Origin of the sequence: Streptomyces sp. 2114.4, from assembly GCF_900187385.1 — a bacterium.
GTDB lineage: Bacteria > Actinomycetota > Actinomycetes > Streptomycetales > Streptomycetaceae > Streptomyces > Streptomyces mooreae.
Genome location: NZ_FYEY01000001.1, coordinates 4,819,332 through 4,843,239 on the forward strand (window position 1 = coordinate 4,819,332; position 23,908 = coordinate 4,843,239).

26 protein-coding genes, 1 pseudogene and 1 riboswitch are annotated in these 23,908 nt (G+C 70.9%); of the genes and pseudogenes, 16 read left to right on the plus strand and 11 right to left on the minus strand.

Features of this window, described 5'->3' with window-relative positions:
- Positions 1-39: 39 nt before the first annotated feature.
- A complete protein-coding gene (locus CFW40_RS21260) occupies positions 40-1,485 on the minus strand; it encodes a trehalose-6-phosphate synthase (protein ID WP_088799379.1) in 1,446 nt (481 codons plus the stop codon).
- A gap of 79 nt (positions 1,486-1,564) precedes the next feature.
- Here CFW40_RS21260 and CFW40_RS38200 point away from each other — a divergent pair.
- Positions 1,565-1,750 (plus strand): annotated as a pseudogene (locus tag CFW40_RS38200) (GntR family transcriptional regulator); the annotation flags it as partial.
- Between the two features lie 93 nt (positions 1,751-1,843).
- Here CFW40_RS38200 and CFW40_RS21270 read toward each other — a convergent pair.
- Both CFW40_RS21270 and CFW40_RS21275 read right to left on the minus strand, forming a co-directional pair.
- Positions 1,844-2,452 (minus strand): hypothetical protein, encoded by a 609-nt coding sequence (locus CFW40_RS21270; RefSeq protein WP_088799380.1) that lies wholly within the window; start codon positions 2,450-2,452, stop codon positions 1,844-1,846.
- A 247-nt stretch (positions 2,453-2,699) separates the two neighbouring features.
- Positions 2,700-3,662, minus strand: coding sequence for a glucosyl-3-phosphoglycerate synthase (locus CFW40_RS21275; protein ID WP_088799381.1), 963 nt, complete (start codon positions 3,660-3,662; stop codon positions 2,700-2,702).
- Positions 3,663-3,831: 169 nt separating this feature from the next.
- Positions 3,832-3,990, plus strand: a riboswitch (SAM riboswitch).
- Positions 3,991-4,007: 17 nt separating this feature from the next.
- Here CFW40_RS21275 and thrC point away from each other — a divergent pair.
- From thrC to groL, 4 genes are all read left to right on the plus strand, one after another.
- Positions 4,008-5,291, plus strand: coding sequence for a threonine synthase (thrC, locus tag CFW40_RS21280; protein ID WP_176956420.1), 1,284 nt, complete (start codon positions 4,008-4,010; stop codon positions 5,289-5,291).
- Positions 5,292-5,414: 123 nt separating this feature from the next.
- Positions 5,415-5,693, plus strand: coding sequence for a MoaD/ThiS family protein (locus CFW40_RS21285; protein ID WP_086721746.1), 279 nt, complete (start codon positions 5,415-5,417; stop codon positions 5,691-5,693).
- Positions 5,694-6,116: 423 nt separating this feature from the next.
- A complete protein-coding gene (locus CFW40_RS21290) occupies positions 6,117-6,320 on the plus strand; it encodes a cold-shock protein (protein WP_003986833.1) in 204 nt (67 codons plus the stop codon).
- A 429-nt stretch (positions 6,321-6,749) separates the two neighbouring features.
- Positions 6,750-8,375 carry a chaperonin GroEL gene (gene groL / locus CFW40_RS21295; RefSeq protein WP_088799383.1) on the plus strand — a complete coding sequence of 542 codons (1,626 nt, stop codon included), beginning with the start codon at positions 6,750-6,752 and terminating at the stop codon, positions 8,373-8,375.
- A 258-nt stretch (positions 8,376-8,633) separates the two neighbouring features.
- Here the strand turns inward: groL and CFW40_RS21300 are convergent, their stop codons facing one another.
- Positions 8,634-10,058 carry a hypothetical protein gene (locus CFW40_RS21300; RefSeq protein WP_256331349.1) on the minus strand — a complete coding sequence of 475 codons (1,425 nt, stop codon included), beginning with the start codon at positions 10,056-10,058 and terminating at the stop codon, positions 8,634-8,636.
- Positions 10,059-10,261: 203 nt separating this feature from the next.
- Here CFW40_RS21300 and CFW40_RS36270 point away from each other — a divergent pair, with 203 nt between their 5' ends.
- From CFW40_RS36270 to CFW40_RS21320, 5 genes are all read left to right on the plus strand, one after another.
- Positions 10,262-10,387, plus strand: coding sequence for a lasso RiPP family leader peptide-containing protein (locus CFW40_RS36270; RefSeq protein WP_107446803.1), 126 nt, complete (start codon positions 10,262-10,264; stop codon positions 10,385-10,387).
- A gap of 169 nt (positions 10,388-10,556) precedes the next feature.
- Positions 10,557-12,383: an albusnodin/ikarugamycin family macrolactam cyclase gene (locus CFW40_RS21305; RefSeq protein WP_088799384.1), complete on the plus strand. Its 1,827-nt coding sequence runs from the start codon at positions 10,557-10,559 to the stop codon at positions 12,381-12,383.
- A complete protein-coding gene (locus CFW40_RS21310; protein WP_088799385.1) occupies positions 12,367-12,660 on the plus strand; it encodes a PqqD family peptide modification chaperone in 294 nt (97 codons plus the stop codon). The genes CFW40_RS21305 and CFW40_RS21310 overlap by 17 nt, the downstream gene beginning before the upstream one ends.
- Complete coding sequence (locus tag CFW40_RS21315; protein ID WP_088802266.1) at positions 12,657-13,079, plus strand: lasso peptide biosynthesis B2 protein; 423 nt, start codon at positions 12,657-12,659, stop codon at positions 13,077-13,079. The genes CFW40_RS21310 and CFW40_RS21315 overlap by 4 nt, the downstream gene beginning before the upstream one ends.
- An 84-nt stretch (positions 13,080-13,163) precedes the next feature.
- Positions 13,164-14,189 (plus strand): protein-L-isoaspartate O-methyltransferase, encoded by a 1,026-nt coding sequence (locus CFW40_RS21320; protein ID WP_088799386.1) that lies wholly within the window; start codon positions 13,164-13,166, stop codon positions 14,187-14,189.
- 118 nt (positions 14,190-14,307) lie between these two features.
- Here the strand turns inward: CFW40_RS21320 and CFW40_RS21325 are convergent, their stop codons facing one another.
- The 4 genes from CFW40_RS21325 to CFW40_RS21340 all read right to left on the minus strand — a co-directional run bounded on the left by CFW40_RS21325 (position 14,308) and on the right by CFW40_RS21340 (position 17,096).
- On the minus strand, positions 14,308-14,613 hold the full coding sequence (locus tag CFW40_RS21325; protein WP_088799387.1) for a hypothetical protein: 306 nt from the start codon (positions 14,611-14,613) through the stop codon (positions 14,308-14,310).
- A 51-nt stretch (positions 14,614-14,664) separates the two neighbouring features.
- Positions 14,665-15,678 carry a hypothetical protein gene (locus CFW40_RS21330; protein WP_088799388.1) on the minus strand — a complete coding sequence of 338 codons (1,014 nt, stop codon included), beginning with the start codon at positions 15,676-15,678 and terminating at the stop codon, positions 14,665-14,667.
- Between the two features lie 268 nt (positions 15,679-15,946).
- A complete protein-coding gene (locus tag CFW40_RS21335; protein ID WP_088799389.1) occupies positions 15,947-16,273 on the minus strand; it encodes a DUF397 domain-containing protein in 327 nt (108 codons plus the stop codon).
- Positions 16,257-17,096 (minus strand): helix-turn-helix transcriptional regulator, encoded by an 840-nt coding sequence (locus CFW40_RS21340; protein WP_088799390.1) that lies wholly within the window; start codon positions 17,094-17,096, stop codon positions 16,257-16,259. The genes CFW40_RS21335 and CFW40_RS21340 overlap by 17 nt, the downstream gene beginning before the upstream one ends.
- A gap of 120 nt (positions 17,097-17,216) precedes the next feature.
- Between CFW40_RS21340 and CFW40_RS21345 the strand changes: the two genes are divergently transcribed.
- From CFW40_RS21345 to CFW40_RS21365, 5 genes are all read left to right on the plus strand, one after another.
- Positions 17,217-17,468: a hypothetical protein gene (locus tag CFW40_RS21345; RefSeq protein WP_256331348.1), complete on the plus strand. Its 252-nt coding sequence runs from the start codon at positions 17,217-17,219 to the stop codon at positions 17,466-17,468.
- Positions 17,468-17,686, plus strand: a complete 219-nt coding sequence (locus tag CFW40_RS21350) for a hypothetical protein (RefSeq protein WP_088799392.1) — start codon at positions 17,468-17,470, stop codon at positions 17,684-17,686. The genes CFW40_RS21345 and CFW40_RS21350 overlap by 1 nt, the downstream gene beginning before the upstream one ends.
- A 426-nt stretch (positions 17,687-18,112) precedes the next feature.
- Entirely contained in the window at positions 18,113-18,364 is a 252-nt protein-coding gene (locus CFW40_RS21355; protein ID WP_088799393.1) for a hypothetical protein, read from the plus strand.
- Positions 18,361-18,573, plus strand: coding sequence for a hypothetical protein (locus CFW40_RS21360; RefSeq protein ID WP_088799394.1), 213 nt, complete (start codon positions 18,361-18,363; stop codon positions 18,571-18,573). The genes CFW40_RS21355 and CFW40_RS21360 overlap by 4 nt, the downstream gene beginning before the upstream one ends.
- A gap of 328 nt (positions 18,574-18,901) precedes the next feature.
- The gene (locus tag CFW40_RS21365; RefSeq protein ID WP_143034545.1) at positions 18,902-19,210 is read left to right on the plus strand and encodes a hypothetical protein; all 309 of its coding nucleotides are present in this window, start codon (positions 18,902-18,904) and stop codon (positions 19,208-19,210) included.
- A 245-nt stretch (positions 19,211-19,455) separates the two neighbouring features.
- Here CFW40_RS21365 and CFW40_RS21370 read toward each other — a convergent pair whose 3' ends face one another.
- The 3 genes from CFW40_RS21370 to CFW40_RS21380 form a co-directional block, all read right to left on the minus strand.
- Positions 19,456-21,219, minus strand: a complete 1,764-nt coding sequence (locus CFW40_RS21370) for a PTS transporter subunit EIIC (RefSeq protein ID WP_088799396.1) — start codon at positions 21,217-21,219, stop codon at positions 19,456-19,458.
- Positions 21,220-21,346: 127 nt separating this feature from the next.
- On the minus strand, positions 21,347-22,285 hold the full coding sequence (gene murQ, locus CFW40_RS21375) for an N-acetylmuramic acid 6-phosphate etherase (protein ID WP_088799397.1): 939 nt from the start codon (positions 22,283-22,285) through the stop codon (positions 21,347-21,349).
- Positions 22,286-22,422: 137 nt separating this feature from the next.
- Positions 22,423-23,370 (minus strand): MurR/RpiR family transcriptional regulator, encoded by a 948-nt coding sequence (locus CFW40_RS21380; RefSeq protein ID WP_088799398.1) that lies wholly within the window; start codon positions 23,368-23,370, stop codon positions 22,423-22,425.
- A 151-nt stretch (positions 23,371-23,521) separates the two neighbouring features.
- On the opposite strand from CFW40_RS21380, the gene CFW40_RS21385 reads away from it, so the two are divergent.
- The gene (locus tag CFW40_RS21385; protein WP_088802267.1) at positions 23,522-23,884 is read left to right on the plus strand and encodes a hypothetical protein; all 363 of its coding nucleotides are present in this window, start codon (positions 23,522-23,524) and stop codon (positions 23,882-23,884) included.
- The last annotated feature ends 24 nt before the right edge of the window (positions 23,885-23,908 follow it).

A 23,908-nucleotide genomic window follows, 5' to 3' on the forward strand; every position in this document is an offset into this window, starting at 1 on the left:
AGCGCGGGTCCCGCCTCCCGCCTGCCGGGCCTCTGCCTCCTACAGCGCCCGCAGCGCCTGCAACTGCTCCAGGAACCACTGCGCCGGCGGCAGCGCCGTGGCGGCAGCGGCCAGCCGCGCCGTGCGCTCGCCGCGTTCCCCGGCGTCCATCGTCAGCGCCTCGTGCAGCACCCGCGCGGTGTCGCTGACGTCGTACGGATTGACCGTGAGGGCGTCCTTGCCCAGTTCCTCGTGCGCCCCGGCCTCCCGGGAGAGCACCAGCACACAGCCCTGGTCGGAGACCACCGGGATCTCCTTCGCGACCAGGTTCATTCCGTCCCGGATCGGGTTGACCAGCGCCACGTCCGCCAGCCGGTACGCGGCCAGCGAGCGCGCGAAGTCATCCTTCACATGCAGCTCGACCGGTTGCCAACTCTCCGTGCCGTACTCGGCGTTGATCTCCTCGGCGAGCCGTCCGACCTGCGCCGTGTACTCCCGGTAGACGGCCAGGTCCTGGCGCGAGGGGTAGGCGAAGGCGACATGCACGACACGCTCGTGCCATGACGGGTGCCCGGCCAGGAGCTCGCGGTAGGCGAGCAGCCCCCGCACGATGTTCTTCGACAGCTCCGTCCGGTCCACCCGCACGACGGTCTTGCGCGCCGCCCCGTCGGGCCCCGTGCCGATCTGTTCCCGCAGGGCGGCCATCCGCTCGTGGACGTCCGCCCGCTGCGACCGCTCGCGCAGGAACCCGGCGTCCGCCCCGAGCCCGTGCACACCGATCCGGGTGCTCTCGGTGCCGCCGGTCACCTCGGCGCAGCAGGCGCGGAACGCGTTCGCCCAGCGGTGGGTGAGGAACCCCAGCCGGTCGGCGCCCAGCATCCCCCGCAACAACTGCTCGGCGATGTCGTCCGGCAGTATCCGGAAGTACTCCGGCGGCGCCCATGGCGTGTGCGAGAAATGGGCGATCCGTACGTCGGGCCGCAGCGCCCGCAGCATCCCCGGGACCAGGGAAAGGTGGTAGTCCTGCACCAGCACCGCCGCACCCGCGGCGGCCTCGTCGGCGAGCGCCTGGGCGAAAGTGCGGTTGTAGGCCTCGTACGACGCCCACTGCGCCCGGAACTCCGCGTCGAAGACGGGCTCCAGCGGTGTCTGGTACAGCATGTGGTGGACGAACCACAGCACGGAGTTCGCGATGCCGTTGTAGGCGGCGGCATGCACCTCGGCCGGAATGCCCAGCATCCGCACCCGCTGCCCGCCGGTGTCCCCCGGCTCCAGCGCACCACCCGTCCGCCGTACGGCCTCCCGGTCCCCGTCACCGAGCGCCGCACACACCCACACCGCATCCACATCGGGCCCGATGGCCGACAGCCCGGACACCAGCCCGCCCCCGCCCCGCTTCGCGGTGAGCGTGCCGTCCTCCGCCAGGCCGTAGGAGACCGGCCCGCGATTGGACGCAACAAGAACCTCGGCCCCCACAGGGGCAGCCGCACTGCGCTCGGACACCATGTCGCGACAGTAACCCGCCACGGATCCGCGCAAACGTACGGAAGCGGCCAAGAGACGCGGCCGGGTGACCACTCCTCGTGTGCTCACCTCGGAGGGGCTTGCCGAGGCCCGCAAGGGTGCCGGGGTCTTCGTGCGGGCGTTCCAGCCGGTCCGGCGCCGTGGCGTCCCGCGGCTGGCTCGGGAGCAATGGGGTGAGGGACGGTCGGTCTGGTCGGCCGATGTCCCGGACCGTGACCTGGTGGACGCCGCGCCGCACAGTCCGGAACGGGGAGCGCCCCCGGTTCCTGGCCGGTTCGGGCAGGCCAGGGACCGGGGGCGCAGTGGTGGTGACGCGTGCCCTCCGCGGTGGGCGGGGGGATCAGTCGAGTTCGACGCCCATGTTGTGGGCGAAGTCCTGCCACTTTTCGAGGGCGAAGCGCTTGTTGAGCGAGTCGGGCACGCTCGGGTGGGTGACGTAGCCCTCGACATGGAGCTCCAGGTAGCCCTTGGAGCCTGTGTAGAAGTTGAAGTAGACCTTCGAGCCCTGGCCGTCGAAGTGGCCCTTCTCCGCGGTGAAGTACCAGGCGTTCTTCATGCTGCCGAGGCCGTGGTAGCGCACCGGAGCGTCCTTGCAGGCGAAGAAGGCGGCGCAGGCCTCAAGGTTGAGGCGCTGGTTCTCCTTCGGGAACTTCTTGGGCGCCCCCTTGACGGGGAACGTGCAGTTGAAGCAGTGCTTCAGCGACTGCATCGCCTTGGCCGGGCTCACCCTGAGGCCCGGGTAGTGCGCGTTGTTGGGCTTGACGGTGAAGCGCTCGTCGTACAGCTTGCGCAGGCCCGCCGCCGCGACCTCGGTGCCCGCGGAGGTGGCGGCAGCCTTGGTCACGGGCTGCTGCGCCGAGTCGGCCGACTGCGCCTGAGCGGGCGTCGCAGTGGCCAGCACCCCCACTGCCGTCACGGCGGTGAGGATCTTCCCCGTAGAGATACGCATGAACAGACTTCCCCCTGGTCAGATCGGAATGATCAAGAACGCTGCCACCCTAATAGGCCCGACTACTCGCTGGTAAGCGAATATGGGTTTCCCTCCTGGGACTTCGGGGAGGTGGGCCGCCTGACACCCGGATCCGCCAGGTCAGAGGGCTGGGGTCGGCATCGGCGACACGCCCGGGGTGCGGCTTCGGATGCCGTCACCCGTCAGCCGTCACCCGCCAGCCGTGGAGGCCGAGGGGTGCCGGCCCTCACGCCGCCCGCCGCTCCGCGTACTCCGGGATTTCGGCCATCGGCGGACGCTCCTCGGTGTCCACGTCCGTCGTGCGGGGGACGAAGCCGTCGGTGCCGCGGTCGAACTGGGTGAGCCGGGGGCGTACCAAGTGGCCGCGTGCCAGGCGGAGTTGGGCGGTGCGGTAGATCGCGGCGGCCATTCGGCCGAGGGCCTGGCCGTCCTGGTGGCGGTGTTTGCGGACGCCGACGTCGACCTGGGCGAGGGCGTCGAGGCCGACGGTGTGCAGGGCGTCGACGAGCAGGCCGAGCTCGACGCCGTAGCCGACGGGGAAGGGGAGGCGTTCCAGGAGGGAGCGGCGGGCCGCGTACTCGCCGCCCAGCGGCTGGACGAAGCCGGCCAGCTGCGGCCAGTGCAGGTTCAGCAGCGGGCGGGCGACCAGCTCGGTGACCCGGCCGCCCTGGCCGGCGCCGGCGCCCTCGGTGCCGGTCTCCAGCGGGCGGTCGTACATCGCCTTCACGAACTGGATGTCCGGATCGGTCAGCAGCGGGCCGACGATCCCAAAGACGAAGGCGGCGGAGAATTCGCGCAGGTCGGCGTCGATGAAGCAGACGATGTCGCCGGTGGTGGCCAGCAGGGAGCGCCACAGCACCTCGCCCTTGCCGGGGAGGGCCGGCAGCCGCGGCAGGACGCTGTCGCGGGGGACCACCCGGGCGCCGGCCGCCGCGGCGACCTCGGCGGTCCGGTCGGTGGAGCCGGAGTCCAGCACGATCAGCTCATCGACGAGCGGGACCGGCCCGGTCATCAGTTCGGCGCGGATCACCGCCACGATCGCCCCGACGGTGGCCTCCTCGTCGAGCGCCGGCAGGACGACACTGACCGTGCGGCCCGACTGGTGCTTCGCCTCCAGCAGCTGCCCCAGCGGGCGGTCCGCGGCGGACCAGGAGCGGCTGCTCAGCCAGCGCTCCACCTCTTCCAGCACGTCTACGACTCCTCGGTCGCCGCCGGATCGGCGGCCTTGTGATCCATCTCGCGGTTCGGACGACTATCTCAACCGTCAGTGCCGTCGGTTACAGTCTTGAACAACGCGGATGACCGTCGCATGTCGGGGTCCGCGCCACAAACGCCTGGGTTTCGGCCCAGCGCCATACCGCTCATCCAGAGGGGCAGAGGGATACGGCCCGTTGAAGCCCCGGCAACCCTCCAGCCGGTCTTGCCGCAAGGACGCTGACGTCCCGCGCGCGAGGCTCCCGGCTAGGGAAGGTGCCAAATCCGTCTCGTGGCGAGATTCGCCGCGAGGAAGATGAGGAGAAAGGGCCTCGCCTCCATGGCTGTGCAAGTCACCGAAAACACCCCCACCGTCGCTCTGGGCCCCGCTGTCGCGCTGTCCTGCCGCGAGTGCGGACAGCGCAATCCGCTCGGCCCGATCTTCGCGTGCCAGGACTGTTTCGGGCCGCTCGAAGTCGCGTACGACCTGCCGAGCGGCGACCCCGAGGGCCTGAAGAAGCAGATCGAGGCCGGTCCGGACAACATCTGGCGCTACGCCCCGCTGCTGCCCGTCCCCGCCGACGTGGCCGACAAGCCCAACCTGAACCCCGGCTTCACCAAGCTCGTCCAGGCCGACCGGCTCGCCGCCGAGCTGGGCGTCACCGGCGGTCTGTACGTCAAGGACGACTCGGGCAACCCGACGCACTCCTTCAAGGACCGCGTCGTGGCGATCGCCGTCGAGGCCGCCCGCGCCTTCGGCTTCACCACCCTCTCCTGCTCCTCGACCGGCAACCTCGCCGGTGCGGTCGGCGCCGCGGCGCGCCGGGCCGGCTTCAAGTCCTGCGTGTTCATCCCGCACGACCTGGAGGCCGGCAAGGTCGTCATGGCCGCGGTCTACGGCGGTGACCTGGTCGGCATCGAGGGCAACTACGACGACGTCAACCGCTTCTGCTCCGAGCTCATCGGCGACCCGCTGGGCGAGGGCTGGGGCTTCGTCAACGTCAATCTGCGCCCCTACTACGGCGAGGGTTCCAAGACCCTGGCGTACGAGATCTGCGAGCAGCTGGGCTGGCGGCTCCCGGACCAGATCGTCATCCCGATCGCGTCCGGCTCGCAGCTCACGAAGATCGACAAGGGACTCAAGGAGCTGATCGCCCTCGGCCTGGTCGAGGACAAGCCGTACAAGATCTTCGGCGCCCAGGCGGAGGGCTGCTCCCCGGTGTCCGCGGCCTTCAAGGCCGGGCACGACGTGGTCCGCCCGCAGAAGCCGAAGACCATCGCCAAGTCGCTGGCGATCGGCAACCCGGCCGACGGCCCGTACGTGCTCGACATCGCCCGCCGTACGGGCGGCGCGGTCGAGGACGTCAACGACGAGCAGATCGTGGACGCGATCAAGCTGCTGGCCAGGACGGAAGGCATCTTCGCGGAGACCGCGGGCGGCGTGACCGTCGGCGTGACCAAGAAGCTGATCGAGGACGGCGTGCTCGACCCGTCCCTGACCACCGTCGTCCTGAACACCGGTGACGGCCTCAAGACGCTGGACGCGGTCGCCCCGACCTCCGGGCCCACGGCCACGATCCGTCCGGACCTGGACGCGTTCCGCGCGGCCGGCCTGGCCGGCTGAGGCCGCCGGCCCCGTCCGCGCACGGGGCCGGGCCACCTCCGCCGCGAGGCTGCCGACCCGTCCGCCACGAGGCCGCGCCACCGTCCCCGAACTCGTACTCCGCAACACCCGGAAGGCAGAACCATGAGCGTGAAGGTCCGCATCCCCACCATTCTCCGCACGTACACCGGCGGCCAGGCCGAGGTCGCCGCCGAGGGCGCGACCCTCTCCGAGGTGATCGCCGACCTGGAGCAGAACCACCAGGGCATCGCCGCCCGGGTGCTCGACGACGCCGGCAAGCTGCGCCGCTTCGTGAACGTCTACGTCAACGACGACGACGTGCGCTTCGAGCAGGGTCTGGAGACGCCGACCCCGGACGGTGCGGGAGTCTCGATCATTCCGGCGGTGGCCGGAGGCTGCTGATTTGCGCCAATTCTTGGCCTGCTTGACCGGAATTGCCCCGTCCGCCAGAAAGCGGACGGGGCAATTCCATGTTGTGAAAGGAGATACCATTGGGGTGATACCCCTCCGCTATAGCGCGTGCGTGTGCCGAACGCATATGAGATCGCGATCAGTTGTGCCCAAAGTGTGGGCAACATTTGTCGCTTAGGTGAGCTATGCCCGGCCCGACTTGCCCGGGAGAACCGGGATTTCGCCGCATATAGCCGATTCTCCGGCCCCAGAATTCTCGTCCGATTGACCTGTTGCGCTGGGCATCTGTGCAGATACATTCAGCGGCGGTCGACGCGTTCCGGCGCACACCCCACAGGGCTTTCATGGGGTGAGGTCTGACCCGGGTCCGCGGAGTGCGGTCCTGCGCAAGGGCCAGTAATAGGGGAGTTAGGCATGGCTCAGGGCACCGTCAAGTGGTTCAACGCGGAGAAGGGGTACGGCTTCATCGCGGTCGACGGTGGTGCGGATGTTTTCGTCCACTACAGCGCGATCCAGATGGACGGTTACCGCACCCTTGAGGAGGGTCAGCGGGTCGAGTTCGAGATCTCGCAGGGCCAGAAGGGGCCGCAGGCGGACATGGTCCGGGTGGCCGGCTGAGGCGCCGACCGACTGCTGCGTAGTGAAGGCCCGTACCCCTGAGGGGTGCGGGCCTTCTGCTGTCCGCCGGCGGCGGCCTTAGGCCGTCGGCTCGCCCGTCGACCGCTGTCCGCTGTCGGCGGACGGGCGGGTGCGGAGCAGGCGCAGGCTGCGGGCCGGCGCACCCCGGGGGACCTGCGCTCACCCGTCATTCCTCCGCCGCTCGGGCGCCACCCCGATGGGAGGCATCTTCGAAGCTGCCTTGCACTCACGGGGGGCGAGTGCTAATCATTGCGTTAGCACTCTCCCAGTGAGAGTGACAAAGAAGGACCGGGTCGGTGAGGCCCGTAGGCCGGGTGGGGCAAGGAACCACACAGGTCTGCAGGCCGTCCGTCGCGGGCGCCAGCGCGGTCCGGAGCAATCCACCCCAGTCCGGGAGGACCACTTCACATGGCCAAGATCATCGCGTTCGACGAGGAGGCACGGCGCGGTCTCGAGCGCGGGATGAACCAGCTCGCCGACGCCGTCAAGGTCACCCTCGGCCCCAAGGGCCGCAACGTCGTCCTCGAGAAGAAGTGGGGCGCCCCCACGATCACCAACGATGGTGTTTCCATCGCCAAGGAGATCGAGCTCGAGGACCCGTACGAGAAGATCGGCGCCGAGCTGGTCAAGGAGGTCGCGAAGAAGACGGACGACGTCGCCGGTGACGGCACGACGACCGCGACCGTCCTGGCCCAGGCTCTGGTCCGCGAGGGCCTGCGCAACGTCGCCGCCGGCGCCAACCCGATGGCCCTCAAGCGCGGCATCGAGCGCGCCGTCGAGGCCGTCTCCGCCGCCCTGCTGGAGCAGGCCAAGGACGTGGAGACCAAGGAGCAGATCGCTTCGACCGCCTCCATCTCCGCCGCTGACACCCAGATCGGCGAGCTGATCGCCGAGGCGATGGACAAGGTCGGCAAGGAAGGCGTCATCACCGTCGAGGAGTCCCAGACCTTCGGTCTGGAGCTGGAGCTCACCGAGGGTATGCGCTTCGACAAGGGCTACATCTCGGCGTACTTCGCGACCGACATGGAGCGCATGGAAGCCGCGCTCGACGACCCGTACATCCTGATCGTCAACTCGAAGATCAGCAACGTGAAGGACCTGCTCCCGCTGCTGGAGAAGGTCATGCAGTCGGGCAAGCCCCTGCTGATCATCGCCGAGGACGTCGAGGGCGAGGCCCTGTCGACCCTGGTCGTCAACAAGATCCGTGGCACCTTCAAGTCCGTCGCCGTCAAGGCCCCGGGCTTCGGTGACCGCCGCAAGGCCATGCTCGGCGACATCGCCATCCTCACCGGTGGCACCGTCATCTCCGAGGAGGTCGGCCTCAAGCTGGAGAACGCCGGTCTCGAACTGCTCGGCCGCGCCCGCAAGGTCGTCATCACCAAGGACGAGACCACCATCGTCGACGGTGCCGGCGACAGCGAGCAGGTCCAGGGCCGGGTCAACCAGATCCGCGCCGAGATCGAGAACAGCGACTCGGACTACGACCGCGAGAAGCTGCAGGAGCGCCTGGCGAAGCTGGCCGGCGGCGTGGCCGTCATCAAGGCCGGTGCCGCCACCGAGGTCGAGCTCAAGGAGCGCAAGCACCGCATCGAGGACGCCGTTCGCAACGCGAAGGCGGCCGTCGAGGAGGGCATCGTCGCCGGCGGTGGCGTGGCCCTGCTCCAGGCCTCCTCGGTCTTCGAGAAGCTGGACCTGGACGGCGACGAGGCCACCGGCGCCAACGCCGTGAAGCTCGCGCTGGAGGCCCCGCTCAAGCAGATCTCCGTCAACGGCGGCCTTGAGGGCGGCGTCGTGGTGGAGAAGGTGCGCAACCTGCCCGTGGGTCACGGCCTCAACGCCGCGACCGGCGACTACGTCGACATGATCGCCGAAGGCATCATCGACCCGGCGAAGGTCACGCGCTCCGCGCTGCAGAACGCCGCCTCCATCGCGGCGCTGTTCCTCACCACCGAGGCCGTCATCGCCGACAAGCCGGAGAAGGCCGCCGCGGCGGGCGCTCCGGGCGGCATGCCGGGCGGTGACATGGACTTCTGATCCTCGCGGATCAGACGCTGGTCCTCCCGGACCGCACGTCCAGACGTACGTCGGGGCGGCACCCTCCTCCCAGGGGGTGCCGCCCCGGCGGCGTTTTCGGGGGCGTCCGGCGTCGGCTGCGGCTGGGACGTGTCTTTCGCACAGACGCTTCACTACACAGTGACGTCCGGCCCGGCGAGGGCCGCTCGCGCCTCTTGGATGCCCGGGGCGCCGAATGCAGATAAAGGACGCGGATCGTGTCCGGGGCGAGCGCTGCTCTCAGAGCGGCCCGAGGCCAGTGATGACGTACCGAGTGGAGGCGGAGCCACCCGTCGGATCAGGCGCCGGCGAGGAAGTCGATGGCGCGTTCGTCCAGTTCGGCCGCGCAGCGTACGCCGCGGGCGCGGAATCGGGCGAGGTCGCCGCGCATGCGGGCCACGGCCTTGCGGGTGCGCACGGACCGTACGCCGTCCATGTGGTCGAGGGCTCGGTTCCAGGTGGTGCACGCTTGCTCGATCTGACCGCGCTTGAGCTGCATTTCGGCGCCGGCGACCAGGTCCAGGGCGACGATGCGGGCGTAGGTGCCCGCGGGGCGGGCACCGGCGGCGCGGTCGTAGTGCTCGGCGGCGGTGCGGTGGTCGCCGAGCGTCTCGTAGACCTTGGCGTTGCGCGAGTAAACCGACGCGGCTGGAGGCCCCATGCCAGGGCCCAGAAAGGCACTTCGTCGCCGGGGTCGGCGGTCAGCAGGGCGCTCGCCCGCTCGGCTTCGGCGAGGGCGGCTGTGCGCTGTCCGGACTTGGCCAGGGTGTGGGCGTGGACGACGCGGAAGAGGGATTCGGTCTGGGCGTCGACCTTGCCTTTGGCGCGGTTCAGTCCCGTCTCTGCCAGGCCGAGGCAGTGCTCGGGCCGGTGCAACTTGAGCCCTTGCATGGCCATCGTGCGCATTACGAAGCCGTCGTGCCCGGTGATGCCGGATTCGACGGCGAGCGCGTAGGACTGAAGGTAATAGCGCTGCGCGAGGCCCTGCTGGCCTGCGTCGTAGGACTTCCAGCCCAGCAGGTGCACGCCACGGGAGGCAGCGGAGAGCATCTGCTGACGCAGTTCCTCGGTGCGGAAGCGCCCCCGGCACAGTGGCGCGACGTCGTCGCGCAGGTACTGCACGAGCGCGCTGCGACCGTGTTGTCCGCCGTGGCGTTCGTCCATCTCGGAGAAGACGCGCACCATGTCGCGCACGGCGGCGACTTCGGCCATGCCGACGGTGTGGCCGCTGCGGGCCGCGGCGGTGCGGTCGGCGATCTCCTGTACGTAGGTCAGGGGCAAAGCGGCGGCGGCCACCGAGTAAGCGGAGGTGGTGAGGAAGCGGCGGCGGTCCAACTCGAACCTCCACATCGGCAGTAGGGCGTCGATCGGGTCGTCCCCGAGGGCCAGCCCGATGCTGTCATCCTCGTCCGGCTGGGCCAGTCCGAGGTCGGCAGGGGTGAGCAGGCGGCCGAGCCGCCTGGACAGCGCGACGGCGAGGTAGCGGCCGGTGTCGCCTTGGGGCGTGACGCCGGCGATCCAGTGCTCGACGGTCGATTTGTTGGTGCGTAAAGCCGTGCCGCACTCGGCGGCCACCGCGCGCACTGCCTTGGCCATGGCCGCGTAGGTCAGGCCGGACGCGGCGACGAGCTCTTTGAGCTGCTGGTTTGGCGTGCGCGTGACCATGGGAGCACCTGCCCGTATACCCGATATACCGCTTGCCCTGCCCGCCACCGTACCGCCCTACCCCGGCCGTGGGTTGACTGGTTATCAGGCCGAGCGGCGGGGTCCAAAGCGGTTCCCCCGGCCCTGCCGTTCGGCCCGGTACGGCCGTCTGCCTCGCGCCCACTGGAGGGTGCGGGGGACGCAAGAACCTGGAGGTTTCGATCATGGAGCAGACCACCAAGCCCGTCTACAGTGCGCCGGTCGTCCTGGACGCCGGAGACGTCGCCGAGGTGACGCTGGGGACGGCCAACTTCGACACCGCCGACGACACCCAGTACAAGAACGCCTGACCCGCGTTCTGCCCGGGGCCGGTGGGACCACGCGCCATGGCCGGCACCGGGTGTGAGAGGGCGCCGGGCCCGCGACGGTCGTGCTGGGGCACGGCCTGAAGCGGCCCGGCGCCCGCTCTTTGACCACCGAAAGCGATGGACACCACGAACTTCGAGAAAGCGGGCGGCGATGCGGTGGAGTACGGGTTGGTACGGAGGCAGCTGGTACGACCGGCTGCCGCGCAACGGACGCCCGGTACCGGGCCTGGAGACGACATGGACGGTCAACTGGCCCGCGCCGCGGGTGAGGGCGGCGGGCGCGGGTTCGCTGGCGGTGGCGGTCGTCGGCGACTGCGGCGCCGATGACCAGCAGCTCCAGCAGTCGCTGACGGCGGTGCGATCGAAAAACTGGCGGGCGCTGACTCGCTGGCCCGGCTCCTACCTGACCATCGCCCGCAGCGGCGAGCAGCTGGCAGTGCTCGGTGACCTGGCCGGTCAGCACCCGGTGTACTGGAGGTCCGACGGCGCCGGGACATGGTGGTCGACCTCCGCCACCGCGCTGGCGGCGCAGGACGGGGCTCCGGTCGATCCGACCGCGCTGGCCGCTCACCTCGCCCTGGCCCAGCCGGACGTCCTGGGGCAGTGGAGCCTGTTCCGCTCGGTGAGCCGGGTGCCGACCGGGCACCTGCTGCTGATCGGCCCGGAGGGCGCGGGCGCCCTCCGGTACGAACCGGCCGAGTACGAGCCGGTGGACCGGCGCGATGCCGCGCCGACGGTGCGCGCCGCGTTATCCGAAGCCGTCGGCTTGCGATGTGACGGCCGGCCGGTCAGCGCGGATCTGGCGGGGCTGGACTCCACCACGCTGGCCTGCCTGGCCGCCCAGCGCGGGGCGGTGACCGCGGTGACATTCGCCGACGCACGCCTGCGGGACGACGACCTGGCCTACGCGGTCCGCACCGCGGCCACGGTGCCGGGTCTCGCCCACCGTACGGTGCCCGGGAGCCCGGAGACCGTCTACTACGCCGGCCTTGAGGACCTGGCGGCGCTGCCCATCACCGACGCCCCGAACGCGTACGTGGTCACCTCCTCCATCAAGCGCACCGTCCTGGAAACCGTCGCCGCACGCCACCCCGCGGGCGTGCACCTGACCGGTGCGGCCGGGGACGCGGTACTGTCCGCGCCCTCGGCCTACCTGGCCGATCTTCTGCGCGAGCGACAACACCACCGTGCCTGGCAGCACGCACAGGCCCACGCCCGGCTCCGGCACACCTCCGCCCTGACCCTGCTGAGGCGGGCCCGCCCCGCAGCCCGTACCGATCTGGCCGGGGCCTGGCGGCAGACAGCTGCCGAACTGCGGCGCCCCCCGCGCCCGTGGGTGCCACAGGCAGAGCGGCCGGTGGCATGGACGCCGCTGCTGGCCACCGCCGACTGGATGAGCCCCGACGTACGCGGCCGCCTCGCAAGTGCCCTCGACGTGGCCGCCGAACTGGTCGACGGGCCCGCCCGCCTGGCGGCGTGGGCGGACCGCCAGGACCTCGCGCGGGTGGGGGCGGACACCACCGGGTGGCGGGACATTGCGCTCGCCGGTCACGGCATCGAGGTCGCCGCCCCGTTCCTGGACAACGAGGTCATCCGGGCCTGCCTGGCCGTGCCCGCCGACCAGCGCGGCGCACCAGGCCGCTACAAACCGCTGCTGAGCGAAGCGTTCGCCCATACCGGCGTGCTGCCGCCCTTCGTTCTGGCAAGGGTGACGAAGGGCGGCTTCAACGCCCTCGCCTACGCCGGCCTGCGCGAACACGCCTCCACGCTGCGGGGTTTGCTCGGCCCCTCCTCCCGGCTGGCCGCAGCCGGCCTGGTCACCGAGGCGCCGGTGGCCGCGATGCTCCAGCGGGCCGCGCTCGGACAGCCCACCGCCCAGGGCGCCCTGCACCTCGCTATCGCCGCCGAAGTCTGGCTGCGGCAGCTGGAGACCGCCCCGGCCTGGTGGGAGGTGAACTCGCATGTGGCGACTGCGTGAGAGCACCCATCCGGTCCTCACCGACGAGGGCGGCGCCCTCCTGGACGAGCGCACCGGACGCTGGACGCAGCTGACCCCGACCGCCTCCGCCGCCGTGATGCTCCTGCTGGCGGGCGCCACCGAAGAAGAGGCCGCCGGACAGTACGCCACCCGCTACGGCATCGGCTTCGAGCAGGCCGCTGCCGACGTCCGTACCGTCGCCGCCGCGCTCACCGCGCAGGGCCTCGCCACCACCGCCCCCGTGAGCCGCCGCCGCTGGTGGGGGTGGTGGCGATGACGAGCGTGGAGGCGTACTCCACCGTCCGTACCGGCACCTTCCTCGAACGCTGCGCCGCGGCGGCCGGCCTCGCGCTGGCCCTGGTGCTGCTGCGGCTGCCCTTCCGCCACGCCCTCCGCACTGTGCGCTGGGCCCGGCGGGCCGGACGCCGGCCGCTGACCGCAGCGCAGGCGGAAGCACTGGTCGAGGCGGCGCGGCACACCAGCCGGCTGTGGCCGGGACGCGCCGCCTGTCTGGAGACCTCGCTCGGCGCCGTCCTGGCCGCGGCCCTGCTCGGGCGCCGCCTGCACTGGTGTGTGGGCGTGAGGTTCTTGCCGCCGCCGGTGGAGTACCACGCGTGGGCCGAGCTGTGCGAAGACGGGCCGGTGGGCGAGTACACCGAGGCCGGCTGGCACCACTACACCGCCCTGACGATCTGATCCACCGAGCCCTCCGGGCGCCGTGTCCTTCACCCGCCCGGACCAGTTGTCGCATACACGTACCCAACCTCGAAGGAGTGAGCCGTGAACGCCGTCGCCCTGGCCGCCGAGCAAGTCCCCGAGCGCCACTACACCCACCACGAAGGCCGCGGACCGACGCCGCACCGCTCGAACCCTTCGGTCATCCACCGCGAACTGACCACGCTGGACCTGCAGCAGCACATGAGGGTCGCTGAATACGGCACGGGCTCCGGCTACTCCACCGAGCTGATCGCCCGCCTGGTGGGCCCCGGAGGGGAGGTCACCAGCGTCGACATCGACGCCTACCTGACGCGCTGGGCCAACGTCATCCTGGCCGAGCGGGGTCTGGAAAACGCCCACTGCTACACCGCCGACGGCACAGCCGGGTTCCCTGAACGAGCGCCGTACGACAGGGTGGTGGCCTGGTGCACCCCGCCACTGCTGCCCAAAGCATGGATGGATCAGATCGCCGACCGCGGATTGATTGTCGCGCCACTGCCGATCGCGGAGGTGCCCAACATGACGGTGGTCGCCAAGGTTCGCGTCCACGGTGGCAAGCCCGCGGTGGAAGCGGTGTTCACCGGCGGGTACATCGAGGCGACCGCCTCCCCCAAGGGCGACCTCGATCTGCCGGGCCGCTGGGTGGACTGGGAGAACCGCGTTCCCGGCCCCTCCTGGATCTCCCTGGCCTGGCGGGCACAGGACGACCGGCTGCACACCGGCGCCCGCACCACCCTGAACAGGCTCCTGCACGCTGAATACACTGAGCCGTACGAGGGCGGAGAAGTCGACTGGCCCAGCTGGCGCACCTTTGTCGCCGCCCTCGGCAACCCACAGCTCACGATGGCCGGACTCCGGCCGGACCTGTGGGCCATCGGCCACTCCACAAGCGAGACGGCCGCCGTGATCCAGCAGGACGGCATGATCCTCGCCGACAGCCCCGACTCCCCGTCGCTTTCCGCTCTCCGGGACTGGCTCACGACCTGGGAGAACGCCGGCAGCCCGGTCCCTGAGTCCTACACCCCCACCCTTGTTCCCGCAGGCGACGGCGAGGGCCCGGCCGGCTGGCACCTGCGCCTGTCCCATTAGCCCCGATTACGGAGGGAGGTCCGGATCCGGATTGCGGATCCGGGGTACGCCGGCGAGCTGGGCAGCCACACGGTCCAGAGCCCCGCACCCGGGGGTTGTCGAGGGCGGGGTTCTCGGATCAGTCCGTGGGCCCCTGCTGTCGGCGGCGGACGATGAGGCAGCCGGCGAGGCACAGGGCCCCTGCCGCGGACAGCATCACGGCGCCGCCGAGGGTGGCCGGTGCGGGCGGGGTGTCGCGGTCGAGGGTGCTTTCGAAGACGACCTGGGTCAGGACATTGCCGTGCGGCCCGGAGTCGGGCAGCGGCGGGAACGGGGGCGGTGTCTCGCCCCACAGGATCAGGGTCACCCCGCCGGCGGTCAGGACGAGAACCGTGAGTGCCACGATCAGCCTGGCGCGCCAGGGGCGGCGTAATCGGATCAGCATGGCGCCGACCCTACTGACTGCTACTGACAGCCGCGCCACGATGCGGTGAGATCACGGTCGGCCGGCGGCGGCCCTACCGCGGCCGGCTGCCGGTGGCCGTGCGACCGCGCGCAAATGCTCCACTTGAGCGCGGACTTGGGAGGCCTTCGCCTCCGCCGCACGCCGCCGCCGGTCGACCGGTGGGGCCTCGCCCCGGCAGGGGCCGCAGACCCCGCCGGGAAGCGCTTCGGGCCGACCGGGGGCGCGGCAGACGGTGCACTCCATGATTCGGAGGGGTTTGGAGGACGGCCGGTCGGCCTGGCCGCCCGCTCCCGGTTCGCCCGCTCCCGGCTCCGTGGCTTCCGGCGGCATTTTGGCGAGCAGCCGGGAGCGGGCGAGTCGGCCCGGGTGGTGGATGTGCGGCGGCAGCCCCGAGGTCAGCGCGGACAGGAGCTGGTTACGGGTCGCGCCGCGCGCCAGCCATTCCTCGGCGAACGCTTCGAGGGACGCGCAGTCGGCGGCCGACAGCGTCATACGGGGTTCGGCGCGGCCGAGGGCGGCGAGGGCGGCGTAGCCCGGGGACTGAGGTTGCCGGGTGCGGACGCGGACGTGTGGGCCTGGTGCGCGCGGCGGACCGGCGGTGGGAGGCGGGGCGTCACCGTCGTCGTCGGTCATCGGAACGTTCCCGGCGCATAAGGCCGTCCACCAGGAGTCGTCCCGTGCCGTACGCGAGAAGTACGTACGCGTCACCCAGAGCGGGCTGCCGCCGTCACTCATGTGTGTCTCGGTGACCCGCCGCAGGTGACCGGCCTCCGAGAGGCGGCGGAGCGCGGTCCGCAGGGCGCACTGCCCGTAGTCCGGCAACACCTTGGCCAGCGTCTTCACGGAGATGTCGGCACCCTCGGGCAGCCGGTCGAGGTAGGCGGCGATGGACGCCTCACGACGGGGGAGGTGTGCGAAGTCGCCGGGCCGGGAGGGGCGTTGTGCGGGCGCTTCGCGTTTGCCGTAGCCGGGGCGGGCGGAGGGGTGGTCGTGGTGGGGGCGTGCGGACGCGCACGGGGCAGGGTTAAGGTTTTCACCAGCCATGAGATCGCGCTGCTTTCGATCTTGATGGTCAGACCCCGGTCGGTGTTGGCGCACCTGCCGGGGTTGTTTGTTGCTGGGCACGCTAGACCGGCGCGACGTGATGTCGCAAGCCGGTCACGGAATGTCATCCGCGCTGGTACGTGCGGGAGTTGGCGGCGAGCTGGCGGCTCGGGGGAGGGCGGGTGGGTTTCTTCCGGCCGCCCCTTCCTTGGAAAGAGGGCTCGGGGTCCGCGGCTTGAGCCCCGGACCCCGAGTGCCGCCAGACGCCCTACAGGGAGCTGGACTTGATGCCCTCGATGAACGCAGTCCACGCCGCTGCCCGGAACGCGAGCGCCGGACCGTGCGGGTCCTTGGAGTCCCGGACGGGCACGATGCCGGGGTGGTCGTCGGAGACTTCTAGGCAGTTACCGCCGCTGCCGTCGCTGTGGGTGGACTTCCGCCAGGTGGCAACCTCTAGGCAGTTGCCACCGTCGCCGCCGCTGTACGTGGACTTGTGCCAGGTGGCGACTTCGAGGCAGTCGCCGCCGTCGCCGCCGCTGTAGCTGGACTTACGCCAGATGGCCGTGCTCAGGTCGTACTCAGGGCTGATCTTCATGCGCGTAATCCTCCGCCACTGATTCGATCAGGGCCAGGGAATCTTGGGGTGACAGTGCACTGGCTCCTACCAAATCGTAGGCCAGTTCGTAGCGGGTGACGGTCGCCGGATCATCCTCCAGCACCCCTGTGCCTGGACCTTCGAAGTAGGTGAGTGGGGGCGCGTCGTCGAAGTCCATCAGCTTGAGCGCGCCGCCCATGACCGCGTGGCCCCCCGCCTTGAACGGCAGTACCTGCACGATGATCCGGTGCCGTCGGGCCAGCTCCACCACATGCCACAGCGCCTCGGCCATCACCACCGGTCCGCCGGTCTTGCGGCGCAGCACAGCCTCGTCCAGCACCACCCACAACAACGGGGTCGTTGGATGATCGAGAAGGCGCGTACGTTCGAGTCGTGCCGTGACCGTCTCCTCGATCACGTCCTCCGGAGCCGTCGGCTGGTACGCGCGGCAAACCGCCCACGCGTAGGCCTTGGTCTGCAGCAGTCCTGGGATCAACTGCGGGGCGTACTCCCTGATCGACGCGGCGACGGCTTCCGCCTCCGCCGCCTCCGCGAAGTGATCCGGATACTTCGACTTCGTCGCGGCCTCGCAGTTGCGGGTGAAGTAGCCGTCCGTCCCGAGGACCTCGTCGATCTTCACGGCGTACTCCAGCTGCATCCGCCGCGTCCCCGCCTCCAGCTGGCCGATGAACGACCCGCTGACGAAGAGGTGCCTGCCGAGTTCTTCCTGGGTGAGACCGGCCTCTTCGCGCTTGTGGCGTAACTCCGCGCCGAGCATGGCGCGGGGGGACGAGGACGGGTCGAGGGGCTTGGGTCCGGGCATCGCAGCAACTCCCTGTTACACACGATCGGTTGTTGGGTCTGCGCCTCTATGCAGGCTAGACCCGTAGTGGCCACGCTGTGTGTGCAATGGCAACACTCAGTGTGGAAGGTGATGAGGCGAATGCTGACGGCGCGTGAGCGGATGCGGCAGGCCGAGGGCGTCACGGTGGAGCTGCGGACCGCACTCCGGGCGGTGGGGATCACCCTGCCCTCCCTCGGCGTCGACCCGGTGTCGTGCGCGAGCGCCCATATGGCGCCGCTGGTCGAGCTGGGGCGCTGCAATCTGGACACGGCCCGGCGGCTCGCCGGCGTACTGGCGGACTACGCCCGGACCGCCGTACCGGGACACGGCGAGGAGGAGCCGCGGCCGTGATGCCGGCGCCCGGAAGCTTCGCGGTGGACGGGCGGGACGGCCGCGTCGGCGTGGTTGTCGGCCCGGCCGTCGGCCACGAGGAGGCGTTCGTGCAGCTCCGGCCGCCCGGGGGTGGCGTGCTGTGGGTGTGCCCGCGTCACGCGCTGCGCGCCGCCCCGCCGTCCGCCGTACTGGCGGCCCGCGTCAGAGAACTGAACTGGCAGAGCCGGATGCCGTGAGGGGCGGTCCGCCACTCGCGCGGATGTACGGCTGACGGCCGTACGGTCGGCTGCCGGTGCGGGGGTGGTTGCCGGGCCGGGTGGTTGCCAGGCCGCGGGCCGCGGGTGCGTGGGGGTGGGGGCGGAGGCGGCGGCCGGGGGTGTCGCTTTGCGTAAGTGCTGCACACGGGCGGGAAAGGGGTGGTCGGCTCGGGGGTGAGCGGCTTGCGTCGCGGGCCGCGGGCGGACCTTCGCTGGTGCGATAGCCCGGCCCCGAGCATGGCGCGGGGTGACGGCGGTGGGGGGAGAGGCCGGGGCGCAGGCGTCTTGGCAACTCCCTGTTACACACGATCGGTTGTTGGATATGCGTCTCTCTGCAGGCCGGGCCGGTAGCAGCCACGCTGTGTGCACGACGGTGATACACAGCGTGGAAGGCGATGAGGCGAAATGTTGACGGCGCGTGATCGAGTACGCCAGGCCGAGGGCGTCATGGCGGAACTGCATACCGCACTCCAGGCGGTCGGGATCACCCTTCCCTCTCTCTGCGTCGATCCGGTGTCGTGTGCGAGCAGCGTCATGGCGCCGCTGGTCGAATTGGGGCGGTGCAATCTCGACACCGCCCAGCGGCTGGCCGAGGTCTTGGTGGACTACGCCAAGACCGTCGCCCCCGGGCACGGCCCGGAGGAGGGACAGCCGTGAAGTTGTCGTCCGGCAGCTATGCGGTGGACGGCCGGGACGGGCGCGTCGGCCGGGTCGTGGGCCACGAGGGGCCGTTGGTGCAGCTCCGCGAGCCCGGCGGCGGCCGGCCGTGGACCTGCCCCCCGCACTTACTGCGCCCCGCCCCGCCGTCCGCCGTACTGGCGGCCCGCCTCCGAGAGGTGAACTGGGAGAGCCGGATGATCCCCTGAGGAACGGTCAGGGTGTTCTTCCCCGGGCTGAACCTGCGGGCCCGGCCGCGGGTGCCCGCTGCCGATGGCCGGCGGTCTCGATCCCAGGCGTCAGCCGGACCCGCAACGTCCGATCGTCAGGCACCGAGGCCCGTACGACATCGCCCGTGGACGCTGTCGACATCGCCCCTGGGCGCTGTCGACGTTGTCCCGAACAGTCCCGAACAGGGACCTGACCAGCCCGGACAGCAGAACTCGTGTCCCGAACGGCCATAGGCGTTGTCCGCCACAACTTCTCTCGTCCAGCCTTGCGTCCCGTGAGAACTCCCAACGAACCGAAGGAGTAGCCATGCGTTTCCGTACGGCTTTGGCAGGACTGGGAATGGGAGCGGCACTGGTGGTAGGCGGGGTGTCGGCGCCCGCGCAGGCCGCCCCACACGACGGAACCTCCTCCGCTCTGGCGCTCAACTGCACGACGGGCAAGAACCTCACCAACGGGTGGGGGAAGTGCACCACTGCCGGGTCCTACAAGTGGCTCGTCCGCGTTTACTGCACGCTGGGAGGGTCCGGCGAGAGCAGCGTCGTGACCGGCCCGACCCGGACCAACGCGTACTGCAACTGGGGCCACGTGGAGGATGTGTTCATCGAGCGCGTCTGACCACCCGTGGTGGCACTGGGCGCCGGTGCTGAACCGTGACCCTCTGAAACGGAGATCGGTGCCGGGCCGTTCTTTGCCGATGGCTCCGCAGGGCGTGCCGCCCCGGTCCGCACCCGGCGGGCACGCCAGATGCCTCGCGCGATGCCTCGCGCCGGATGGCTCCGTCGCCGCAGCCCCCGCACCGGACCGCCGGGCGGGGGCTGATCCATGCCGTGCCAACGTCAATGCCGAGTCGGGGCCTGGCCTCAGCGTGTCCCGAGGCCGGCCGGCGAGCCCGGTGCGGTGGGCGTGTCCGGTGTGGTCGGCGTGTCTGACGTGGGCGGTGTGCCCAGGGCATTCGATGCGCCCGGTGGGTCCGGCATGTTCGGTGTGGGTGGAGCGGGCGAGCCTCCGGTGGTTGCGGGATCGGTCTCCGAGAGGGTGGGGGCAGTGGCGTCGGGGTCCGTGTTCAGGTCTGCCCGCAGTTGTTTGCTGAAGCCGAAGAAGTAGGTGGCGAGGAAGCCGGTGAGGTAGCCGGCGGCCAGGCCCAGGGCGTAGACGACGAGGGTGGTGGTGACGGGCTGAGCGCCCTTGACCAGGGGGAACAGGGCCCAGCCCGAGGGGCCGATGGCGGTGGAGCCGACGGTGTCGCCGAGTTGGTTGAAGAGGCCGATGAAGCCGCCGCCGCAGGCGCCGCCGATGCAGGCGGTGATGAAGGGGCGGCCCAGGGGGAGCGAGACGCCGTAGATCAGGGGTTCGCCGACGCCCAGGAAGCCTGCGGGGAGGGCGGACTTGATGGTCGTACGGAGCGAGCGGTTGTGGGGGAGTCGGAGGTAGACGGCGAGGGCGGCGCCGACCTGGCCCGCGCCCGCCATGGCGAGGATCGGGAGCAGGACGGTGTAGCCCTGCTGCTCGATGAGGGTGGTGTGGATCGGGATCAGGGCCTGGTGGAGGCCCAGCATCACGAGGGGGAGGAAGAGGCCGCCCAGGACGAAACCGGCGAAGGCCCCGCCGTGGGCCAGCAGCCAGGTGGCGAAGGTCCCGATGGCGGTGGAGACCTCGCCCGCGACGAACATCAGGCCGAAGATCGTGACCAGGCCCGTGACCAGGACGGTCAGGGTGGGAGTGAGCAGCACGTCCAGTGCCTCGGGGACCCTTCCCCGCCTTCTCGATTTCGCCCGGCCGGGGAAGACCCCGTTGCGGCAGCACTTCTCCACCTGGACGGCGAGCAGTGCCGCGCCGAGTGCGCCGAGTACTCCGCCCTGGCCCGGGACGAGCTTCTGGCCGAAGGCCGTGACGTGGGCGATGCCCGGGAAGACGATGATCGCGGCGACCGCGCCGCCGAGGATGGGTGTGCCGCCGAACTCCTTGGCGGTCTGGAAGCCGACGAAGACGGCGATGAGGGACATGAAGCCGGAGGCGATGGCGGCCAGCGCCGGGACGACGGACGGCAGCCAGCCGAGGTTGGTCAGCAGGCCGTTGATACCGGCGACGATGCCGCAGCCGATCAGGGCCGGGATCAGCGGGACGAAGACATTGGCGATCCGGCGCAGGAACAGCTTCACGGGGGTGGCGTTCCGGGACTTCTGCCGGGCCTTGAGGGCGGCGCCCTGAGCGGCCAGCTCCTCGGCGGTCGTGGCGGTGGGGGTGGCGGCCGGGGGGCCGGCGGTCGGCGCTACGGCTTCCGGGGCACCGGCCTCCGGGGCACCGGCCTCCGGGGTTACGGCCTCCGGGGCTCCGGCCCTCGGTTCCGGGCCCCGGTCCGTGGTGCGGGCCTGCTCGACCAGGCGCTCGAACTCGGGGGTGACGTGGGCAACCGTTCCGGGGCCCAGCACGATCTGGTACGTGTCGTCCTCGACCACGCCCATGACGGCCGGGAGCGCCTTGAGGGCTTCGTCCCGGACCAGGGAGCGGTCGCGGACGCCCAGGCGGAGCCGGGTCATGCAGTGGGCGATGGAGGTGAGGTTCTTGGCGCCGCCGACGAGAGGGAGGATCGCGGCGGCGGTGGCGCGGTTCTTGTCTTCGGTCATGTGCGGTGCCTTGCTGTGGGGACAAACCAGGGGCAGGGGTCCAGGAGCAGGGGTGGGGAAACGGGGGCGTGGTCGGTGTGGTCGGCGTGGTCGGAGGGGTGGGCGGAACCGGCGGGGACCGTGTGCCTCAGCGGCTCTTGGCGGCCTGGAGGGCTTCGCGCAGATGGCCGTTGGCGGCGTCGAGAAGGCGGGCGGCGGTGGGGCCGTCGACATCGCCGAGGAGGGTGAGGATGGCGTTCTTCACCTCGCCGTCCGTGATGCTGAGGGCCGCCTCGATCTCCGGGTCTGTGGCGCCGGTGGCGAGCGCGACGATCCGGCGCGAGCGGGCCCGCAGCTTTTCGTTGGAGGCGCGGACGTCCACCATCAGATTTCCGTAGGTCTTGCCCAGGCGGATCATGGTGAGGGTCGAGAGCATGTTGAGCACCAGCTTTTGGGCGGTGCCCGCCTTGAGCCGGGTGGAGCCGGTCACCAGCTCCGGGCCGACCACGATCTCGATGCCGTGCTCGGCGGCCGCGGCCAGCGCCGAATCGGCGTTGCAGGACAGGCCGATGGTCAGGGCGCCCAGCTCACGTGCGTGCTCGACGGCCCCGATCGCGTACGGCGTGCGGCCGGAGGCGGAGATGCCGACGACGGTGTCCAGGTCGGTCAGGCCGATCCCGGTCAGGTCCTCGACGGCGAATTTCGTGCTGTCCTCGGCGCCCTCGACGGCGCTGATCATCGCGGACGGCCCGCCCGCGATCAGTCCGAGGACCTGGGAGGGGTCGGTGTTGAAGGTCGGCGGGCATTCGCTGGCGTCCAGCACCCCGAGGCGGCCGGCCGTGCCGGCGCCCGCATAGATCAGCCGGCCGCCGCGGGCCATGCGCGTGGCGGTGGCGTCGATGGCGGCGGCGATCTCGGGGAGCCGCCGGGCGACGGCGGCGGGGACGGTGGCGTCCTCGTCGTTCATCGTGCGGGCGATGTCCAGGGTGGAGCGGCGGTCGATGTCCGCGAGGTCGGGCCGGAACGCTTCGGTGGTGAGGGTGTCCAACTGGGCGCGCAGGTGGGCGTGGTCGGCGGTGGAGGTCATGGCAACGGTGGCTCTTTTCGGGTCGGGTCGTGGGCAGGCCGGTGCTTTCTTCGGTTGCGCGCCTCGTCGCGGGGCCGCTGTGCCGCCCGCGCCGCCGTCGCGGGCACGGGACCGCACAGTGGCGGGGCGGTGTGAGGTCAGCGCTGGTTGTGGCGGGGTGAGTGGCGGTGGGCAAGGGCCTCGTAGGAGGCGGAGAGCGCCGGGGCCGCGGTCTCGTACGTACGCTGCGCGACCCCTATGAACAGGCAGTCCACGACCAGCAGCTGGCTCGTCCTGGACGACATCGCGGCCGGGCGCAGCTCGCTCTCGCGGGCGGTGGACGTGGTGAGGATGTAGTCGGCGTAGGAGGCGATCTCGCCGTCCGGGCGGCCGGTGATGGCGATGGTGGTCGCGCCGTGGTCGAAGGCCACCCGCAGCGGCTCTATGACGTCGGTGGTCCGCCCGGAGTGCGTGATCGCGAGGGCGACGTCACCGGTCCGCATCTGCACCGCGTTGGTCACGGCCAGATGCGGGTCCGCGTGCGCATGCGCGATCAGGCCGATGCGCAGCAGTTTCTGGGCCAGGTCCTGGCCGACGAGGTTGGAGGCCCCGATGCCGTAGACATCGATGCGGCGGGCCCCGGCGAGCGCGGCGACGGCGGCTTCGAGCTGGGTGACGTCCAGCGCCGCGGCGGTGTCGGCCAGGCACTGCTGTTCCTCCTGCGCGAGCTTCGCGACGACCTCGACGAGGGAGTCGTCGACCGCTATGTCGGCGGTCACCGCGGGCGCGCCGCCGACCGCCTGCTGCGCGGCGAGCGCGGCGAGCGCGAGCCGCAGGTCGCGATAGCCCGGGTAGCCGAGCAGCCGGGATGTCCGTACGACGGTGGCTTCGCTGGTGCCCGTGCGCTCCGCGAGGCCGGTGACGGTGAGGGCGGCACAGCCGGCCGGGTCGCTCGCGACGGTCTCGGCGACCCGCTGCATGGAGCGGGTCATCGTCGGGGCGAGGGTGCGGACCTTGGCGGCCAGTGCGGCGGGGGCGGGTGGGGTCGGGGCCGGTCGGGTTTCGACGGGCGCGTCCTTGAAAGTTTCCTTCACGCTGCTGCTCACGATTGAAAAGTAATTTCATCGCCGCGCGGCGTCAATACCCTCTGTGAGTGCTGTGGACAAAGCGCATGATCCGCCCCGCGCGAGCGCGTGAGGTGTGCCGGGGCTGTGGACAACTCCGTTCGCGGTCGGTGGCCGGGGGACAATGGGCAGCATGGAGCTGGAACAGGCATTGCACGCCGCGCGGGCGCTGGTGCTCGCCGACCTGATGGCGGATGAGGTGGCCGACGCCGACATCGTCTCGCTCGTGGAGGACGCGGTCGTCCACCGCCGGTGGTGGGTGGAGCAATGGCCTGAAGGCGCGGCATTCGTCGCGGGACTGATAGCGCAGGACGTCCAGGACGCCCTGCTGGACCGGTACGGCCGCTGGCCGCTGTGCCCCGTGTGCACGGAGTCGGGCGATCCGCATGCGCTCGACGTCGAACCGGAGTTGGGGCCCGACCCGCACTGGGTCTGCCCCAAGACGGCGGTCGCCGTGGCCCGGGTCGGCCGGCTCGGCACTTCCCTGGAGGGGTGAGGCGGTGGATGGCGCGAGGCGGTG

Coding starts and splice junctions, on each gene's coding strand:
- CFW40_RS21365 (WP_143034545.1), top strand. CDS start 18,902: ATGCGTTTCCGTACGGCTTTGGCAGGACTGGGAATGGGAGCGGCACTG.
- CFW40_RS21285 (WP_086721746.1), top strand. CDS start 5,415: ATGAGCGTGAAGGTCCGCATCCCCACCATTCTCCGCACGTACACCGGC.
- CFW40_RS36270 (WP_107446803.1), top strand. CDS start 10,262: ATGGAGCAGACCACCAAGCCCGTCTACAGTGCGCCGGTCGTCCTGGAC.
- murQ (WP_088799397.1), bottom strand. CDS start 22,285: ATGACCTCCACCGCCGACCACGCCCACCTGCGCGCCCAGTTGGACACC.
- CFW40_RS21305 (WP_088799384.1), top strand. CDS start 10,557: ATGCGGTGGAGTACGGGTTGGTACGGAGGCAGCTGGTACGACCGGCTG.
- CFW40_RS21345 (WP_256331348.1), top strand. CDS start 17,217: ATGCTGACGGCGCGTGAGCGGATGCGGCAGGCCGAGGGCGTCACGGTG.
- CFW40_RS21315 (WP_088802266.1), top strand. CDS start 12,657: ATGACGAGCGTGGAGGCGTACTCCACCGTCCGTACCGGCACCTTCCTC.
- CFW40_RS21325 (WP_088799387.1), bottom strand. CDS start 14,613: ATGCTGATCCGATTACGCCGCCCCTGGCGCGCCAGGCTGATCGTGGCA.
- thrC (WP_176956420.1), top strand. CDS start 4,008: ATGGCTGTGCAAGTCACCGAAAACACCCCCACCGTCGCTCTGGGCCCC.
- CFW40_RS21335 (WP_088799389.1), bottom strand. CDS start 16,273: ATGAAGATCAGCCCTGAGTACGACCTGAGCACGGCCATCTGGCGTAAG.
- CFW40_RS21370 (WP_088799396.1), bottom strand. CDS start 21,219: ATGACCGAAGACAAGAACCGCGCCACCGCCGCCGCGATCCTCCCTCTC.
- CFW40_RS21300 (WP_256331349.1), bottom strand. CDS start 10,058: ATGGTCACGCGCACGCCAAACCAGCAGCTCAAAGAGCTCGTCGCCGCG.
- CFW40_RS21385 (WP_088802267.1), top strand. CDS start 23,522: ATGGAGCTGGAACAGGCATTGCACGCCGCGCGGGCGCTGGTGCTCGCC.
- CFW40_RS21355 (WP_088799393.1), top strand. CDS start 18,113: ATGTTGACGGCGCGTGATCGAGTACGCCAGGCCGAGGGCGTCATGGCG.
- CFW40_RS21330 (WP_088799388.1), bottom strand. CDS start 15,678: ATGGCTGGTGAAAACCTTAACCCTGCCCCGTGCGCGTCCGCACGCCCC.
- CFW40_RS21350 (WP_088799392.1), top strand. CDS start 17,468: ATGCCGGCGCCCGGAAGCTTCGCGGTGGACGGGCGGGACGGCCGCGTC.
- groL (WP_088799383.1), top strand. CDS start 6,750: ATGGCCAAGATCATCGCGTTCGACGAGGAGGCACGGCGCGGTCTCGAG.
- CFW40_RS21340 (WP_088799390.1), bottom strand. CDS start 17,096: ATGCCCGGACCCAAGCCCCTCGACCCGTCCTCGTCCCCCCGCGCCATG.
- CFW40_RS21310 (WP_088799385.1), top strand. CDS start 12,367: ATGTGGCGACTGCGTGAGAGCACCCATCCGGTCCTCACCGACGAGGGC.
- CFW40_RS21270 (WP_088799380.1), bottom strand. CDS start 2,452: ATGCGTATCTCTACGGGGAAGATCCTCACCGCCGTGACGGCAGTGGGG.
- CFW40_RS21260 (WP_088799379.1), bottom strand. CDS start 1,485: ATGGTGTCCGAGCGCAGTGCGGCTGCCCCTGTGGGGGCCGAGGTTCTT.
- CFW40_RS21290 (WP_003986833.1), top strand. CDS start 6,117: ATGGCTCAGGGCACCGTCAAGTGGTTCAACGCGGAGAAGGGGTACGGC.